Origin of the sequence: Novosphingobium anseongense (assembly GCF_037482895.1) — a bacterium.
Lineage (GTDB): Bacteria > Pseudomonadota > Alphaproteobacteria > Sphingomonadales > Sphingomonadaceae > Novosphingobium > Novosphingobium anseongense.
In genome coordinates, this window is record NZ_JBBHJZ010000003.1 from 581,306 (window position 1) to 595,405 (window position 14,100).

Annotated in this window: 19 protein-coding genes; 18 read left to right on the plus strand and 1 reads right to left on the minus strand. The window is 65.2% G+C overall.

Annotation, left to right across the window (positions count from 1 at the left end; genetic code table 11):
- Positions 1-21: 21 nt before the first annotated feature.
- From rplN to WG901_RS16805, 10 genes are all read left to right on the plus strand, one after another.
- Complete coding sequence (gene rplN, locus WG901_RS16760; protein ID WP_217406959.1) at positions 22-390, plus strand: 50S ribosomal protein L14; 369 nt, start codon at positions 22-24, stop codon at positions 388-390.
- A complete protein-coding gene (gene rplX, locus WG901_RS16765) occupies positions 390-710 on the plus strand; it encodes a 50S ribosomal protein L24 (RefSeq protein WP_339588236.1) in 321 nt (106 codons plus the stop codon). The genes rplN and rplX overlap by 1 nt, the downstream gene beginning before the upstream one ends.
- Complete coding sequence (rplE, locus tag WG901_RS16770; protein ID WP_339588237.1) at positions 703-1,284, plus strand: 50S ribosomal protein L5; 582 nt, start codon at positions 703-705, stop codon at positions 1,282-1,284. Before rplX ends, rplE begins: the two co-directional genes overlap by 8 nt.
- Positions 1,285-1,313: 29 nt before the next feature.
- On the plus strand, positions 1,314-1,619 hold the full coding sequence (gene rpsN / locus WG901_RS16775; RefSeq protein WP_339588238.1) for a 30S ribosomal protein S14: 306 nt from the start codon (positions 1,314-1,316) through the stop codon (positions 1,617-1,619).
- Between the two features lie 9 nt (positions 1,620-1,628).
- Positions 1,629-2,024, plus strand: a complete 396-nt coding sequence (gene rpsH, locus WG901_RS16780; RefSeq protein ID WP_339588239.1) for a 30S ribosomal protein S8 — start codon at positions 1,629-1,631, stop codon at positions 2,022-2,024.
- Complete coding sequence (gene rplF, locus WG901_RS16785) at positions 2,024-2,557, plus strand: 50S ribosomal protein L6 (protein ID WP_339588240.1); 534 nt, start codon at positions 2,024-2,026, stop codon at positions 2,555-2,557. The genes rpsH and rplF overlap by 1 nt, the downstream gene beginning before the upstream one ends.
- The gene (gene rplR, locus WG901_RS16790; RefSeq protein WP_339588241.1) at positions 2,557-2,907 is read left to right on the plus strand and encodes a 50S ribosomal protein L18; all 351 of its coding nucleotides are present in this window, start codon (positions 2,557-2,559) and stop codon (positions 2,905-2,907) included. Before rplF ends, rplR begins: the two co-directional genes overlap by 1 nt.
- Before the next feature lie 2 nt (positions 2,908-2,909).
- Positions 2,910-3,722 (plus strand): 30S ribosomal protein S5, encoded by an 813-nt coding sequence (rpsE, locus tag WG901_RS16795; RefSeq protein ID WP_339588242.1) that lies wholly within the window; start codon positions 2,910-2,912, stop codon positions 3,720-3,722.
- Between the two features lie 5 nt (positions 3,723-3,727).
- The gene (rpmD, locus tag WG901_RS16800) at positions 3,728-3,904 is read left to right on the plus strand and encodes a 50S ribosomal protein L30 (RefSeq protein WP_339588243.1); all 177 of its coding nucleotides are present in this window, start codon (positions 3,728-3,730) and stop codon (positions 3,902-3,904) included.
- Positions 3,905-4,044: 140 nt separating this feature from the next.
- On the plus strand, positions 4,045-6,216 hold the full coding sequence (locus tag WG901_RS16805; protein ID WP_339588244.1) for a putative bifunctional diguanylate cyclase/phosphodiesterase: 2,172 nt from the start codon (positions 4,045-4,047) through the stop codon (positions 6,214-6,216).
- Between the two features lie 6 nt (positions 6,217-6,222).
- Here the strand turns inward: WG901_RS16805 and WG901_RS16810 are convergent, their stop codons facing one another.
- Positions 6,223-7,689 (minus strand): hypothetical protein, encoded by a 1,467-nt coding sequence (locus WG901_RS16810; RefSeq protein WP_339588245.1) that lies wholly within the window; start codon positions 7,687-7,689, stop codon positions 6,223-6,225.
- A 161-nt stretch (positions 7,690-7,850) separates the two neighbouring features.
- On the opposite strand from WG901_RS16810, the gene rplO reads away from it, so the two are divergent.
- The 8 genes from rplO (at position 7,851) to rplQ (ending at position 14,089) form a co-directional block, all read left to right on the plus strand.
- The gene (rplO, locus tag WG901_RS16815) at positions 7,851-8,399 is read left to right on the plus strand and encodes a 50S ribosomal protein L15 (protein ID WP_339588246.1); all 549 of its coding nucleotides are present in this window, start codon (positions 7,851-7,853) and stop codon (positions 8,397-8,399) included.
- Between the two features lie 147 nt (positions 8,400-8,546).
- Positions 8,547-9,896, plus strand: coding sequence for a preprotein translocase subunit SecY (gene secY, locus WG901_RS16820; protein ID WP_339588247.1), 1,350 nt, complete (start codon positions 8,547-8,549; stop codon positions 9,894-9,896).
- A 41-nt stretch (positions 9,897-9,937) separates the two neighbouring features.
- On the plus strand, positions 9,938-10,582 hold the full coding sequence (locus WG901_RS16825; RefSeq protein WP_339588248.1) for an adenylate kinase: 645 nt from the start codon (positions 9,938-9,940) through the stop codon (positions 10,580-10,582).
- Between the two features lie 25 nt (positions 10,583-10,607).
- Positions 10,608-11,201, plus strand: a complete 594-nt coding sequence (locus WG901_RS16830) for an SRPBCC family protein (RefSeq protein ID WP_339588249.1) — start codon at positions 10,608-10,610, stop codon at positions 11,199-11,201.
- Between the two features lie 322 nt (positions 11,202-11,523).
- Positions 11,524-11,892, plus strand: a complete 369-nt coding sequence (gene rpsM / locus WG901_RS16835) for a 30S ribosomal protein S13 (RefSeq protein WP_264445395.1) — start codon at positions 11,524-11,526, stop codon at positions 11,890-11,892.
- Between the two features lie 77 nt (positions 11,893-11,969).
- Positions 11,970-12,359 (plus strand): 30S ribosomal protein S11, encoded by a 390-nt coding sequence (gene rpsK, locus WG901_RS16840; protein WP_007011846.1) that lies wholly within the window; start codon positions 11,970-11,972, stop codon positions 12,357-12,359.
- A 118-nt stretch (positions 12,360-12,477) separates the two neighbouring features.
- Positions 12,478-13,545, plus strand: a complete 1,068-nt coding sequence (locus tag WG901_RS16845; RefSeq protein ID WP_339588250.1) for a DNA-directed RNA polymerase subunit alpha — start codon at positions 12,478-12,480, stop codon at positions 13,543-13,545.
- Between the two features lie 121 nt (positions 13,546-13,666).
- Positions 13,667-14,089 (plus strand): 50S ribosomal protein L17, encoded by a 423-nt coding sequence (gene rplQ / locus WG901_RS16850; protein WP_339588251.1) that lies wholly within the window; start codon positions 13,667-13,669, stop codon positions 14,087-14,089.
- Positions 14,090-14,100: the final 11 nt, after the last annotated feature.

Genomic DNA, 14,100 nt, shown 5'->3' on the forward strand with positions numbered 1-14,100 from the left:
AGTTGAGAAGGAACCGGATCAATGATCCAGATGCAGTCCAATCTCGACGTCGCGGACAACAGCGGCGCAAAGCGCGTCCAGTGCATCAAGGTGCTGGGCGGGTCTAAGCGTCGTTTTGCCGGCGTCGGCGACATCATCGTGGTGTCGATCAAGGAAGCCCAGCCGCGCGCACGCGTGAAGAAGGGCGACGTTCACCGTGCGGTTATCGTGCGTACCCGCAAGGACGTACGCCGTGCCGACGGTTCGGTGATCCGCTTCGACAGCAACGCTGCCGTGCTGATCAACAAGAACGAGGAGCCCATCGGCACCCGTATCTTCGGCCCCGTGGTGCGCGAACTGCGCGGCCGTGGCTTCATGAAGATCATCTCGCTCGCGCCGGAGGTGCTGTAATGGCCGCCGCTAAGATCAAGAAGGGCGACTCCGTCGTCGTCCGCTCGGGCAAGGACAAGGGCCGTACCGGTACCGTCCTTCAGGTGCTGCCGAAGGACGAAAAGGTGCTCGTTTCGGGCATCAACGTCGCGACGCGTCACAAGAAGCCCACGCAGGGTGACCCCAACGGCGGCATCGACCGTCGTGAGGCGCCGATGCACATTTCGAAGGTGAGCCTGGCCGATCCCAAGGATGGCAAGGCGACCCGCGTCCGTTTCGAAACCAAGGACGGCAAGAAGGTCCGTGTGGCCGTGAAGTCCGGGGAGACGATCGATGGCTGATAAGTACACGCCGCGCCTTCGTACCAAGTACGATGAGCAGATCGCCAAGGCTATGACCGAGAAGTTCGGTTACAAGAACGCCATGGAGATCCCCAAGATCGAGAAGATCACGCTCAACATGGGCGTGGGCGAGGGCACGCAGGACCGCAAGAAGGTCACGACTGCCGTCGAGGAAATGGAAAAGATCGCCGGCCAGAAGGCCGTGGTCACCAAGGCCAAGAAGTCGATCGCCCAGTTCAAGCTGCGCGAAGGCATGGCGATCGGCTGCAAGGTCACCTTGCGTCGGGAGCGCATGTACGAGTTCCTCGACCGTCTGATCACGGTCGCGATGCCCCGCATCCGCGACTTCCGTGGCCTGAACCCGAAGAGCTTTGACGGTCGCGGCAACTACGCGATGGGTCTCAAGGAACAGATCATCTTCCCCGAGATCAGCTACGACCAGATCGAGAAGGTGCGTGGCATGGACATCATCGTCACCACCACCGCGAAGACCGACGAGGAAGCGCGCGAGCTGCTTCGCCTGTTCGGTTTCCCGTTCCCGCAGGATGCTGCTGAACAGCAGCAGGCCGCGTGATCCAGATTTGAAGAAGAGAGCTTAAGTCCATGGCGAAACTGAGTTCCGTGAACAAGAACGAGAAGCGCAAGAAGCTCGTTCAGAAGTATGCCGCGAAGTACGCTGCGCTCAAGGCCCAGGCCAACGATGAATCGCTCGACGAAACCGAGCGCCTCATTGCCCGCCTGAAGCTGGCCGAGATCCCGCGGAACGGCAATCCGACCCGGGTGCGCAACCGCTGCGCCACCACCGGCCGCCCGCGCGGCTATTATCGCAAGTTCGGCCTTTGCCGTATCGAGCTGCGGGACAAGGGCAACAAGGGCCTTATCCCCGGCCTGACGAAGTCGAGCTGGTAAGGAATAGCGATGGCACTGACCGATCCCCTGGGTGATATGCTCACCCGCATCCGCAACGGCCAGCGGGCGAAGAAGGACGCAGTCCTTTCGCCGGCGTCGAAGCTGCGTGCGAACGTGCTCGAGGTCCTCCAGCGTGAGGGCTACATCCGCGGCTACAGCGAGGACGCCACCGGCGCCCACCCGCAGCTGCGCATCGAGCTCAAGTATTTCGAAGGCGAGCCGGCGATCAAGCACGTCGCTCGCGTCTCCAAGCCGGGCCGCCGCGTCTACTCGGGTTCCAAGGAACTTCCGGTGATCCGCAACGGTCTTGGCATCACCATCGTCTCGACGCCCAAGGGCGTGCTTTCGGATGCCGAAGCACGCGCCCAGAACGTCGGCGGCGAAGTGCTCGCGGAGGTGTTCTGATGAGCCGCATTGGTAAAGTGCCGGTCACGGTGCCCGCGGGTGTAACCGCGGACATCGCCAACGGCGTCCTCACCGTGAAGGGCCCCAAGGGCACTCTCACGCTCGCTCTGCGCGACGAGATCAGCTATTCGGTCGAAGACGGCAAGATCCTGGTCAAGCCGGCCAACGACACCAAGCAGGCACGTGCCTTCTGGGGCATGCAGCGTACTCTGGTCAGCAACCTGGTGACGGGCGTCACCGACGGTTACTCGAAGACCCTGCTGATCACCGGTGTCGGCTATCGTGCCAATTCGCAGGGCAAGAACCTGAAGCTGCAGCTCGGCTACAGCCACGACGTCGACTTCGCGATCCCCGAGGGGATCGAGATCAAGACCCCGGATAACACCACGGTCGAGATCATCGGCATCGACAAGCAGAAGGTCGGGCAGGTTGCGGCCGAGATCCGTCGCTGGCGCAAGCCCGAGCCTTACAAGGGCAAGGGTATCAAGTACCGCGGCGAGTTCATCTTCCGCAAGGAAGGGAAGAAGAAGTAATGGCCAAGCTTTCGCTTTTCGATCGCCGCAAGCGGCGTGTCCGCACCGCCCTGAAGGCTCGCGCCGGTGGGCGTCCCCGTCTGTCCGTGCATCGCTCGGGCCGGCACATCTATGCCCAGATCATCGACGACGCCGAGGGCCGTACGGTCGCCGCTGCCTCGACGCTGACCAAGGGCAGCAAGGGTCCCGGCGCCACGACCGAGGCGGCTGCCAAGGTGGGCAAGGAGCTCGCCGAGGCCGCCAAGAAGGCTGGCGTGACCACCGTCGTGTTCGATCGCGGCGGCTTCCTGTTCCATGGCCGCGTCAAGGCGCTGGCCGACGCCGCGCGTGAAGGCGGGCTGGAGTTCTGATGATGGCAGACGAAAACAACAACGAAGCGCCGGCCGTCGACACGCCGATCGCTGCGGAAAACCCGCAGGGTGCCGACAACGCTGGCGAAACGCGCGAAACCAGCGCGGGCAGCGCGCCTTCGGGCGGTCGTGGTCCTGGTGGCCCCGGCGGCAACCGTGGTCCGGGCGGCGGTCGTGGCCGTGGCGGCAACGATCGTGGCGGCGGTGGCCGTGACGGCAACCGTGGCCGTGGTGGTCGCGACGATCGTCGTGGCGGCCGTGGCGGCGACGACGAGGGCGGCGAAGAGCTGATCGAGAAGCTGGTTCACATCAACCGCGTCTCGAAGACGGTCAAGGGCGGCAAGCGCTTCGGCTTTGCAGCGCTGGTCGTCGTGGGCGACGGCAAGGGCCGTGTCGGCTTCGGTCATGGCAAGGCGCGCGAAGTGCCGGAAGCCATCACCAAGGCGACGGCTTCGGCCAAGAAGAAGATGGTTCGCGTTCCGCTCAAGGAAGGCCGCACCCTGCACCATGACGGCAAGGGCCGTTTCGGCGCCGGCAAGGTCAACCTGCGCTCGGCTCCGGCCGGTACGGGCATCATCGCCGGTGGCCCGATGCGCGCCGTCTTCGAGAGCCTGGGCGTTGCCGACGTGGTGACCAAGTCGGTCGGCACTTCGAACCCCTACAACATGATCCGCGCCACCTTCGACGCTCTGGTCGAGCAGACCTCGCCGAAGTCGGTCGCGCAGCGTCGCGGCAAGAAGGTCGCCGACCTGCTCGGTCGCGGTGGTGCCACCACGGTGGAGGCTGAAGCCGCCGCCGAAGCGATTACGGAGTAAGCGCGATGGCCAAGATCAAGATCAAGCAGATCGGTTCGCCGATCCGTCGGCCGGAAAGCCAGAAGAAGATCCTCATCGGCCTCGGCCTCGGCAAGATGAATCGTGTCGTCGAGCTCGAGGACACCGCTGAGGTTCGTGGCGCGATCGCTAAGCTGCCGCACATGGTGGCCGTGGTCGACTGATCGCTTCGCCGACATAGCGAAACAACAGGAAGCTCCGACGAAAGTCGGGGCTTTTTGTTTGTCTTACGTTCTCTCCGAAAGGGCGATTTCAGGATTTTGTTAGGCAAGTTTTGTCAAAAACACCGACATGCGAGGCGATCGTGCGGTGTCCTGATAGAGCGGAAAACGAAGCCGAGAGGCTTCGTGCCCTGGCCGAATACGGCCTGGATCCGCAGGCGGGCTTGCCCAGCCTCGATCCCATCGTCGACCTCGCCGCGCGCCTGTTCGACTGCCCGGCTGCGGCGGTCAACATGATCGGTGACGACCACGTGTTCCTCGCCGCCAATCACGGCATCGGCGAATGCGACCTGCGCCGGGACGTCTCGTTCTGCGCCCATGCGATCAATCAGGACGAGGTCATGGTGGTCGAGGACGCCACGCTCGATCCGCGCTTCCACGACAATCCGATCGTCGCCGCCGGCATGATCCGCTTCTACGCCGGTGTCGCGCTGCGGTCGCCCTCGGGCCATGCGCTCGGCGCGCTCTGCGTGCTAGACGACAAGCCGCGTGCCGGCTTTTCGCAGCGCGATCGTACGCAGCTGCGCGAACTTGCGGGGCTGGTCTCCGACAAGCTCGAACTGCGCCGCATCGGAGCGCTGGCCGAGATGAGCCCGAACCGTTTCGAGGCGAGCGCGGCGACTTCGCCCAAGGCGATCCTCTGTTTCGACGAAAGCGGGCTGATCAGCACCTGCAACACCGCCGCCTGCCTGATGTTCGATCGCAGCCTCGACGAAATGGTCGGGCAGTCCATCGACGTTCTGATAGATTCCGGCGACCGCGCGCTCGCCCATTCGGCCATTGCCCGCGTTCGCAGCGGCGGTCTGCCGCTCAACGTGGGCACGCCGATGATCGGGCTGCGCCGCGACGGCTCGCAGTTTCCGGGCGAACTCCACTGGTCGCGTTGGTACGAAGGCGACGACATGCATTTCGGCGTGATCGTCGAGGACATGACCGAGAAGCGGCGCGAGCACGACGCGCTCTACCACCTCGCCAACTACGACGCGCTGACCGACCTGCCGAACCGGAATCTGCTCCATCGCCGGATGGAGGAAACCCTTGTCGAGGGTGGCACGGCGGCGGTGATCTTCACCGATCTCGACGGGCTGACCGACATCAACAACACGCTCGGCCATGGCGCCGGCGACCGCGTGCTGGCGCTGGCCGCCGAGCAGATTCGCGCCGCCTTGCCCGCCAGCGCGGTTCTGGCGCGGGTCGGCGATGCCGAGTTCGCGACCCTGCTGGCCGATTGCGACCCGGGGACCATCGGCGCGATAGCGCGCACGATCAATGCCGCGGCGGCGCGTCCGATCCTGGTCGATGGGCACGAGGTCCGCCTCGTCGGCAGTTCGGGCATGGCGATCGCGCCCGAGCACGGCCAGACCGCCGAGGCCCTGATGGGCAGTGCCGAGCTCGCATTGTTCCACGCCCACAGCACCGGCCGCGGCGCGACCGTGCTCTACATGCCCAGCCTGCGGGCCGAGGCCGTCGCCAGGCGCATGTACGATGCCGAACTCCACCGGGCCTGGGAGCGCAAGGAATTCGTCCTGTTCTACCAGCCGCAGGTGCGGCTCGCGGACGGCACGGTGACTGGCGCCGAGGCGCTGATCCGCTGGCGCCATCCGGTGCGCGGCCTGTTGCCGCCCGCCGCGTTCCTGCCCGCGCTCGAGGCCGGCGTGCTGGCCGCGCCCGTCGGGCAATGGGTGATCGAGACCGCCTGTGCCCAGGCAGCGCTCTGGCGCAAGTCGCAACCGAACTTCCGCATGAGCGTGAATCTGTCCGCGGCGCAGTTCCGCGAGGGCGATCTGCCCGGCAAGGTCGCTTCTGCGCTTGCCGCGCACGGACTGCCGCCCGAGGCGCTCGAACTCGAGATCACCGAGAACATCATCCTCGATCAGCAGGACACGCTGCTCGGCCAGCTCGAGCAGTTGCGCGCGCTCGGCGTCGTGCTCTCGTTCGACGATTTCGGCACGGGTTTCGCATCGCTCAATCTGCTGCGCAACTTCCCGGTGACTCAGATCAAGATCGACAAGGGTTTCACCCAGCTCATGCAGACCTCGCCCAAGGACCAGGTCATCGTCGTCGGATTGATCAACATGGCGCACCAGCTTGGCCTCACGGTCGTGGCCGAGGGCATCGAGAATCGCGCTGACGCCGAGTTCCTGAGCGCGCACGGCTGCGAGAAGGGGCAGGGCTATGCCTTCGGCAAGCCCGTGCCCGCGGCGCTTTTTGCCGAGTGCTTCTGCCCGCGCCGCGACGACCTGCGCAGCGCCTGAGGCGCGTCAGCCTCGACAATCGCCCCAGACGACGATGGCGTCCGTGCCCAGCCGCTCAGGCACTCGCACGGCTTTGATCAGCCGGCAGTGCCGTCCGACGTAGTCGAGCACCAGGCGGTGCGTTTCTTCGTTGACCGGCGCGTTGCGGATCGGTTCGGCCATGACCACCGCGCCCGGCCGCAGCGCCAGCAGGCGCCGCGTTTCATCCAGGGTCGAGAACTGGCTGACGTTCTTCTCGATCAGGTGACTCAGGTGGGTGGGGAACACCAGCGGCGTGATCAGCGGCTGCCCGGTCAGGCGATAGATTTGCGGCGGGCCGTCGTAGCTGAGCAGTGGCCCGCGGCCGACGTGGGCCCGCACGGTCGCGACGAGCTCGGCGATCGCGGCGCGCGACTGGCGCGTATGTGCGAAGTCGAAAGGCGGTGCGAGGACGAAGGACAGCGCGGCGATCACCACCATCCACAGCCGCCCGCGCAGCGCCAGGAAGGGCGCGGCGGCGATGCAGAGCGGCACGAGCAGCGGCATGCCGTAGTGCAGGTAGAAATTGGGCACGGCGCAGAGCCCCGCGAAAGCCGCGATGAGCCAGAGCAGCACGAAGCGTCGTGGTTCCGGTGCGGTCAGCCGCAAGCCGAAGCTCGCGATGGCCAGGAACGGCAGGAGCATCACGGCCATGATGCCGAGGCGGATGAGCGAGGTCAGCGCGTGCGGTGTCTTGGCGAGGTTCGAGACGACCATCGCGTGCCAGAATTCGGGCCAGTGCCCGCTTGCCGCATAGCCGCCCGCGATCAGCAGAGTGGGGACCGCGCCGAGCGCCATCCACAGCAGCACGGCACAGACCACGCGCCCGCGCGGGGCGGACGAGCGCCAGAGAGTCCAGCCGCAGACCAGGCCGAGGAAGGCGCCTTCGAACAGCGCCGTCGTCTTGATCGCGATTCCGAGCCCGGCAAGCAGCATCGCCAGCGCTGCGACCGCCGGTGCGCGGCCTTCGCGAAGTGCGGGCATGGCGCGCAGCACGAGCAGCGCGGCCAGGGCGATGAACAGGTTGTAGAACACCGGGCTCTGGCCGCCGAAGCCTTGCAGAGGGGCGAGCCACAACAGGTAGCAGATTCCGGCCAGAAGCCCCCCGACTTCCCGCCCGGCCTCGGGACGAAGGCGGGTGGCGATGCTGTCGATGGTGGAGGCGGTGGCAGCCGCGAACAGCGTCGCCACGAGCTGATAGGCCAGTGGTGCGGTCGAGATCGCGGTGATCAGGTAGTAGATCGCGAAAAGCCCGAAAGGCTTGCGATCCCACAGGTCGACATAGGGCAGGGCGCCATGATGCATGGCGATGCCGACGGTGTGATAGAACACCTCGTCGCCGTGGAGATTGGGATCGCCGAAGGTGTCGCAGCGCAGGACCAGCGCGACCAGCAAGAGGATTGCGAAGCGCACGAGCGGCGAGAATCGATCGGGCCAGATCGATGGACTGGGCATTGTCGACGGTTCCCCCTGGTGCCCCGTCTTGCCTCAGTCGGCCGGGCCTGGAAAGGGCGTGGATGTCGGGCTTGCCGAAAAGGGGTGACAGGACGCCCCGCTTCGCCTAAGGGGCCGCCTTTCCAACCAAGCGCGACCAAAGCGAAAGCGAGTGCAGACCCATGACTTTCAAACTCAACGATCTCCGTGACAATGCCGGTGCCCGCAAGAGCCGCATGCGTGTCGGCCGTGGTATCGGCTCGGGCAAGGGCAAGACTGCCGGCCGCGGCCAGAAGGGTGCCAAGGCACGCTCGGGCGTCAGCATCAACGGGTTCGAGGGTGGCCAGATGCCGCTCCACATGCGCATCCCGAAGCGTGGCTTCAACAACATCTTCGCCAAGGACTATGCCGAGGTGAACCTGGGCCTGATCCAGAAGGCGATCGACGCCGGCAAGCTCGACGCCAAGGCCGACATCGATCACGCCGCTCTGAAGGCGGCCGGTCTTGCCCGTGGCGGCAAGGACGGCGTCCGCCTGCTGGGCAAGGGCGAGTTCACCGCCAAGGTCAGCTTCAAGGTCGACGGCGTGTCGAAGGGCGCGCGCGAGGCGGTCGAGAAGCTCGGCGGTTCGGTGACCGTGCCCGAGGCCGGCCCGAGCGAGCACGAGAAGAAGACGGCGCGCCGCGAAGCCAACAAGGCTGCCAAGGCCGCTCCGAAGGCCGCCAAGGCCTAAATTATCAGGACAAAGCCGGGCGGGGTTCTTGCATCCCCGCCCGCGCCCTATATGGGCCTTTCCCATATGGACTGAGGATGACCGGCCCTGCCGAGACTCGAAGCTTCGAGACTCGGCTCCGGCGCCCAAAGCAAGGCTAATCCCTAAATGGCATCACGCGCCGACAACATCGCGAGCAACCTGAACCTCGCCAACTTCTCGAAAGCCACCGAGCTCAAGAAGCGCATCTGGTTCACGGTCGGCGCGCTGATCGTCTTCCGTTTCCTCACGTTCGTGCCGCTGCCGGGTATCAACCCCGTGGCGCTGAAGCAGTTCCTGGATCGCAGCGCTGGCGGCATCCTCGACTTCTTCAACATGTTCTCGGGCGGCGCGCTGTCGAACTACAGCCTGATCAGTCTCGGCGTGATGCCCTACATCACCGCTTCGATCGTGGTGCAGCTTGCAGCCTCGCTGCATCCCTCGCTCGCCGCGCTCAAGAAGGAAGGCGATTCGGGGCGCAAGAAGCTCAACCAGTATTCGCGCTACGGCGCCGTGCTGCTCGCGGTGATCCAGGGCTTCGCGATTCTCAAGAACGCCGAAGTCCAGGGCTTCGCGGTCAATCCGGGCACGCTGTTCTACGTCGCCGGCCTGATTTCGCTCGTTGGCGGCACGATGTTCCTGCTGTGGATCGGTGAGCAGATCACCTCGCGCGGCATCGGCAACGGCACCTCGCTGATCATCATGGCCGGTATCGTCGCGCAGATGCCGACGGCGATCGTCAACATGTTCGAAGGTGGCCGCACCGGTTCGGTCAACGGCTTCCTCATCGCCGGCATGCTGTTGCTGCTCGTGGCCATGGTCTTGCTGATCTGCTTCATGGAGCGTGCCCAGCGCCGCCTGCTGATCCAGTATCCCAAGCGCGCGACCCAGCGCGGCATGATGCAGGCCGATCGCAGTCACCTGCCGCTCAAGCTCAACACCGCCGGCGTCATTCCGCCGATCTTCGCCAGCTCGCTGCTGCTGCTGCCGCTGACGATCAGCCAGTTCGCCGGTTCCTCGCTGTCGCCCGACACCACCTTCGGTTCGATCGTCCAGCGCGTGAACCAGTACCTGCAGCACGGCCAGCCCATCTACATGGTGCTCTACGCCGCAGGCATCATCTTCTTCAGCTTCTTCTACACCGCCGTGGTCTTCAATCCCGAGGAAACGTCGGAGAACCTCAAGAAGAACGGCGGTTTCATCCCCGGCATCCGTCCGGGCAAGAACACCGAGAAGTATCTCGACTACGTGCTGACGCGCATCACCGTGATCGGTGCCGGCTACCTGACCCTGGTCTGCGTGCTGCCCGAATGGGTTATCGCGCAGACGGGGGTGCACTTCCTCGTCGCCGGCGGCACGAGCCTGCTGATCGTGGTCAACGTCACGGTCGACACGATCACCCAGATCCAGTCGCACCTGCTGGCGCACCAGTACGGCGACCTGATCAAGAAGGCCAAACTCAAGGGACGCATGCGCTGATCGGGGCGCGTGCGGATTGAAAAGATAAAAGGGGCGATGACGTGAATATCATCCTGCTGGGACCGCCGGGGGCGGGCAAGGGCACGCAGGCGCAGCGCCTGGTCGAAAGCCGCGGCATGGTCCAGCTCTCCACCGGCGACATGCTGCGCGAGACGCGCAAGGCCGACACCCCGCTGGGCCGCCAGGTTGCCGAAGTCATGGATTCGGGCGCGCTCGTCTCGGACGAGATCGTCTCGGCCATGATCGACGAGAAGCTCGCGGGCCTGCCGGCCGAGACCGGCGTGATCTTCGACGGCTATCCGCGCACCGCCGCCCAGGCTCACTCGCTCGACGACATCCTGGCCGGCCGCGGTCGCAAGCTCGACAGCGTGATCGAACTCGACGTCAACGAGGACGCGCTCGTCGAGCGCATCACCGGTCGCTACACCTGCGCGAGCTGCGGCAAGGGCTATCACGACACGTTCGAGCAGCCCAAGGTCGAGAACACCTGCGACAAGTGCGGTGGTCACGAGTTCAAGCGCCGGCCCGACGACAACGAGGACACCGTGCGCACGCGCATGGCCGAGTATCGCGCCAAGACCGCGCCGATCCTGCCGATCTACGAAGCGCGCGGCATCGTCTCGCGGGTGGACGGCATGGCGCCGATGGACGATGTCACCGGAGCGATCGAGAAGATCCTCGGCTAGCGGCCGGGCAGGGGGAGACGGGAAGATGCGTGGTCTGGTTCTTGCGCTGCTCTCGCTGACCCTTGCCGTCCCCGCCCAGGCGGAGGTCGTTGCCAGGACCGATGCCGGTTTCGTCTCGCGCCAGGTCGCGGAAGTCACGGCCAGCCCCGAAGAAGCCTGGAAGGTCCTCGTCGATCCTGCCGAATGGTGGAACGGCGAGCACAGCTTCTCGGGCGACGCCAAGAACCTCTCGCTCGATGCGCGCGCCGGTGGCTGCTTCTGCGAAGCGCTGCCCGGTGAAGGCGAGAAGGGCTGGCTCAATCCGCGCGGTGGCGTCGAGCACATGCGCGTGGTCTTCGTCGACAAGGGCAAGGCGCTGCGCATGAGCGGCGCGCTCGGTCCCCTGCAGTCCGAAGCGCTCAGGGGCGCGCTGACGATCACGCTCAAGCCCGTCGAGGGCGGCACCCGGCTGACCTGGGAATATGTCGTCGGCGGCTACATGCGCTACAAGCCCGAGCAGATCGTGCCCGCGGTAGACAAGGTGCTCGGCGATCAGCTCTCGCGCCTGGCCGACAAGCTCGGTCGCAAGGTTTCGACCGAGGCGCCGAAGCCGCAGCCGGGGATGGAAGCGGGCCGCTGACCGTCCTCGAATATGGTGGACAAGGCTGCGGATGGGGCGGGGCGACGGTGATCTCGCTTTGACCTCGCGGGGCCGATCCTGTATGGCGAATGCACCAAGCGCGATGCCGCCGGAACCCTGCGTTGAGCTGGGGTTTTTCCTCGCGCGGCGTTGACAGTATCGGCGAATCGCCGTAAGCGCGCCCTTCATTCGACAGAAATGGTTGAGTCCGGCAGGCGACTGCATGATGCACGCCGACCGGGCTTTTGCCTGTGTTTTCCGTGGAATGACGCGTTGAGATAGGGATCGCGGACCCGCTGTCCCTGTGGAGCAGGAGAATTAAGTGGCTCGTATTGCCGGGGTGAACATCCCCACCAACAAGCGCGTGATCATCGCGCTGACCTACATTCACGGTATCGGCTCGTTCAAGGCCCGCCAGATCGTCGACAAGCTGGGCATCGATCATGCCCGCCGCGTGCAGGACCTGAGCGATCAGGAAGTCCTCCACATCCGCGAAGCGATCGACGCCGAGCACACGGTCGAGGGTGACCTTCGCCGCGAAACCGCGATGAACATCAAGCGTCTGATGGACCTGGCCTGCTATCGCGGCCTGCGTCACCGCAAGGGCCTCCCGGTCCGCGGCCAGCGCACGCACACGAACGCCCGCACCCGCAAGGGCAAGGCCAAGCCCATCGCCGGCAAGAAGAAGTAAGCTCACTTCGAGAAGCTCAGTACGAGCGGATCGAAGCGAACCTCTTTTCCTTCCGAGACACGACAGGATAACCGATCATGGCACGCGAACCTCAGCGCATTAAGCGCCGCGAGCGCAAGAACATCACGAGCGGCATCGCGCACGTGAATGCGAGCTTCAACAACACGATGGTCACCATCACCGACGCCCAGGGCAATGCGATCAGCTGGTCCTCGGCCGGCATGATGGGCTTCAAGGGCAGCCGCAAGTCGACCCCGTATGCCGCTCAGGTGGCCGCGGACGACGCCGGCAAGAAGGCCGCCGAACACGGCGTCCGCACCCTCGAGGTCGAAGTTAAGGGCCCGGGTTCGGGCCGTGAAAGCGCGCTGCGCGCTCTGCAGGCGGTGGGCTTCACCATCACCTCGATCCGCGACGTGACGCCGATCCCGCACAACGGGGTCCGGCCGTCCAAGCGTCGCCGCGTCTGATCGAGTCTTTTGGCGGAGCTCGTCTCCGCCACTTTTCGGATCGGCCGCGGCCCGCAATGGGCCCGCGGCCGCAGCCGCAAGAACAAGCCCTAGGGCCAAAATTCATTAGGGGACACCCATGACTGTCAACATCAAGAACTGGCAGGAACTGAAGAAGCCCAACAACCTCGAAGTGAAGGCGGGCAACGACCCCAAGCGCCGCGCGACCTTCGTCGCGGAGCCTCTCGAGCGCGGCTTCGGTCTGACGCTCGGTAACGCGCTGCGCCGCGTGTTGCTCTCGTCGCTGCAGGGTGCGGCGATCACCTCGATCAAGATCGAGAACGTTCTGCACGAGTTCTCGAGCCTCGCCGGCGTGCGCGAGGACGTGACCGACATCGTCCTCAACGTGAAGCAGATCGCCCTCAAGATGCAGGGCGAAGGTCCGAAGCGTCTTCAGCTTTCGGCCACCGGCCCGGCCGAAGTCACCGCCGGTGACATCGCCGTGACCGGCGACATCGAGGTCATGAACAAGGACCTCGTGATCTGCCACCTCGACGAGGGTGCGACGCTCAACATGGAGCTGACCGCCGACGTGGGTAAGGGTTACGTCCCCGCCGTGGGCAACCGCCCGGTCGACGCGCCGATCGGCCTGATCCCGATCGACTCGCTCTACTCGCCGGTCCGTCAGGTGTCGTACAAGGTCGACAACGCGCGTATCGGGCAGGAGCTGGACTTCGATAAGCTGAACCTCACCGTCGAGACCGACGGTACGGTGACGCCCGAGGACGCCGTGGCCTATGCCGCGCGCATCCTGCAGGACCAGCTCGCGCTGTTCGTCCACTTCGAGGACGTGGCTCCGATCGGCGCTTCGCCGATGATCGGCATCGCTGCCGGCGGCGCCGCCGCTGCGGACGAGGGCGATACCAACCAGCTCAACCGTTACCTTCTCAAGAAGGTCGACGAGCTCGAGCTGTCGGTGCGTTCGGCCAACTGCCTCAAGAACGACAACATCATCTACATCGGCGACCTGGTCCAGAAGACCGAGGCCGAGATGCTCCGCACGCCGAACTTCGGCCGCAAGTCGCTCAACGAGATCAAGGAAGTCCTGAGCTCGATGGGTCTGCGCCTCGGCATGGACATCCCTGGCTGGCCGCCCGAGAACATCGAAGAAATGGCCAAGAAGCTCGAGCAGGAACTGCTCGGCTAAGGCCGCAAGGTCTCACCCCGGCGACGGTCGGGGTGGGAACCTGAAGGGTGACGGCGGCGGCCCCAAGCGCTGCCTGGTCTGGGCTACCTCACACGGGCCCCTAACGAACGGAGTATAGAACATGCGTCACAAACACGGTCATCGTAAGCTTCAGCGCACCTCGTCGCACCGCGCCGCTCTGCTACGCAACATGGCAGCCGCACTGATCAAGCACGAGCAGATCACCACCACGACCTCGAAGGCGCGCGAACTGCGTCCCTACGTCGAGAAGCTGATCACGCTCGGCAAGCGCGGCGGCCTGTCGAACCGCCGTCTGGCCCACGCCCGTCTGCTCGACGACGCGCAGCTGGTGAAGCTGTTCGACACGCTGGCGACGCGCTACGCCGGTCGCGACGGTGGCTACACCCGCATCATCAAGGCCGGCTTCCGCCAGTCGGACGCCGCCCCGATCGCGGTGATCGAACTGGTCGACCGCGACACCTCGGCCAAGGGCCAGGATTCGGGTCCGGTCTACAGCGAGGAAGAGGACTTCGCCGAGGCGTAAGTCCTGCACCG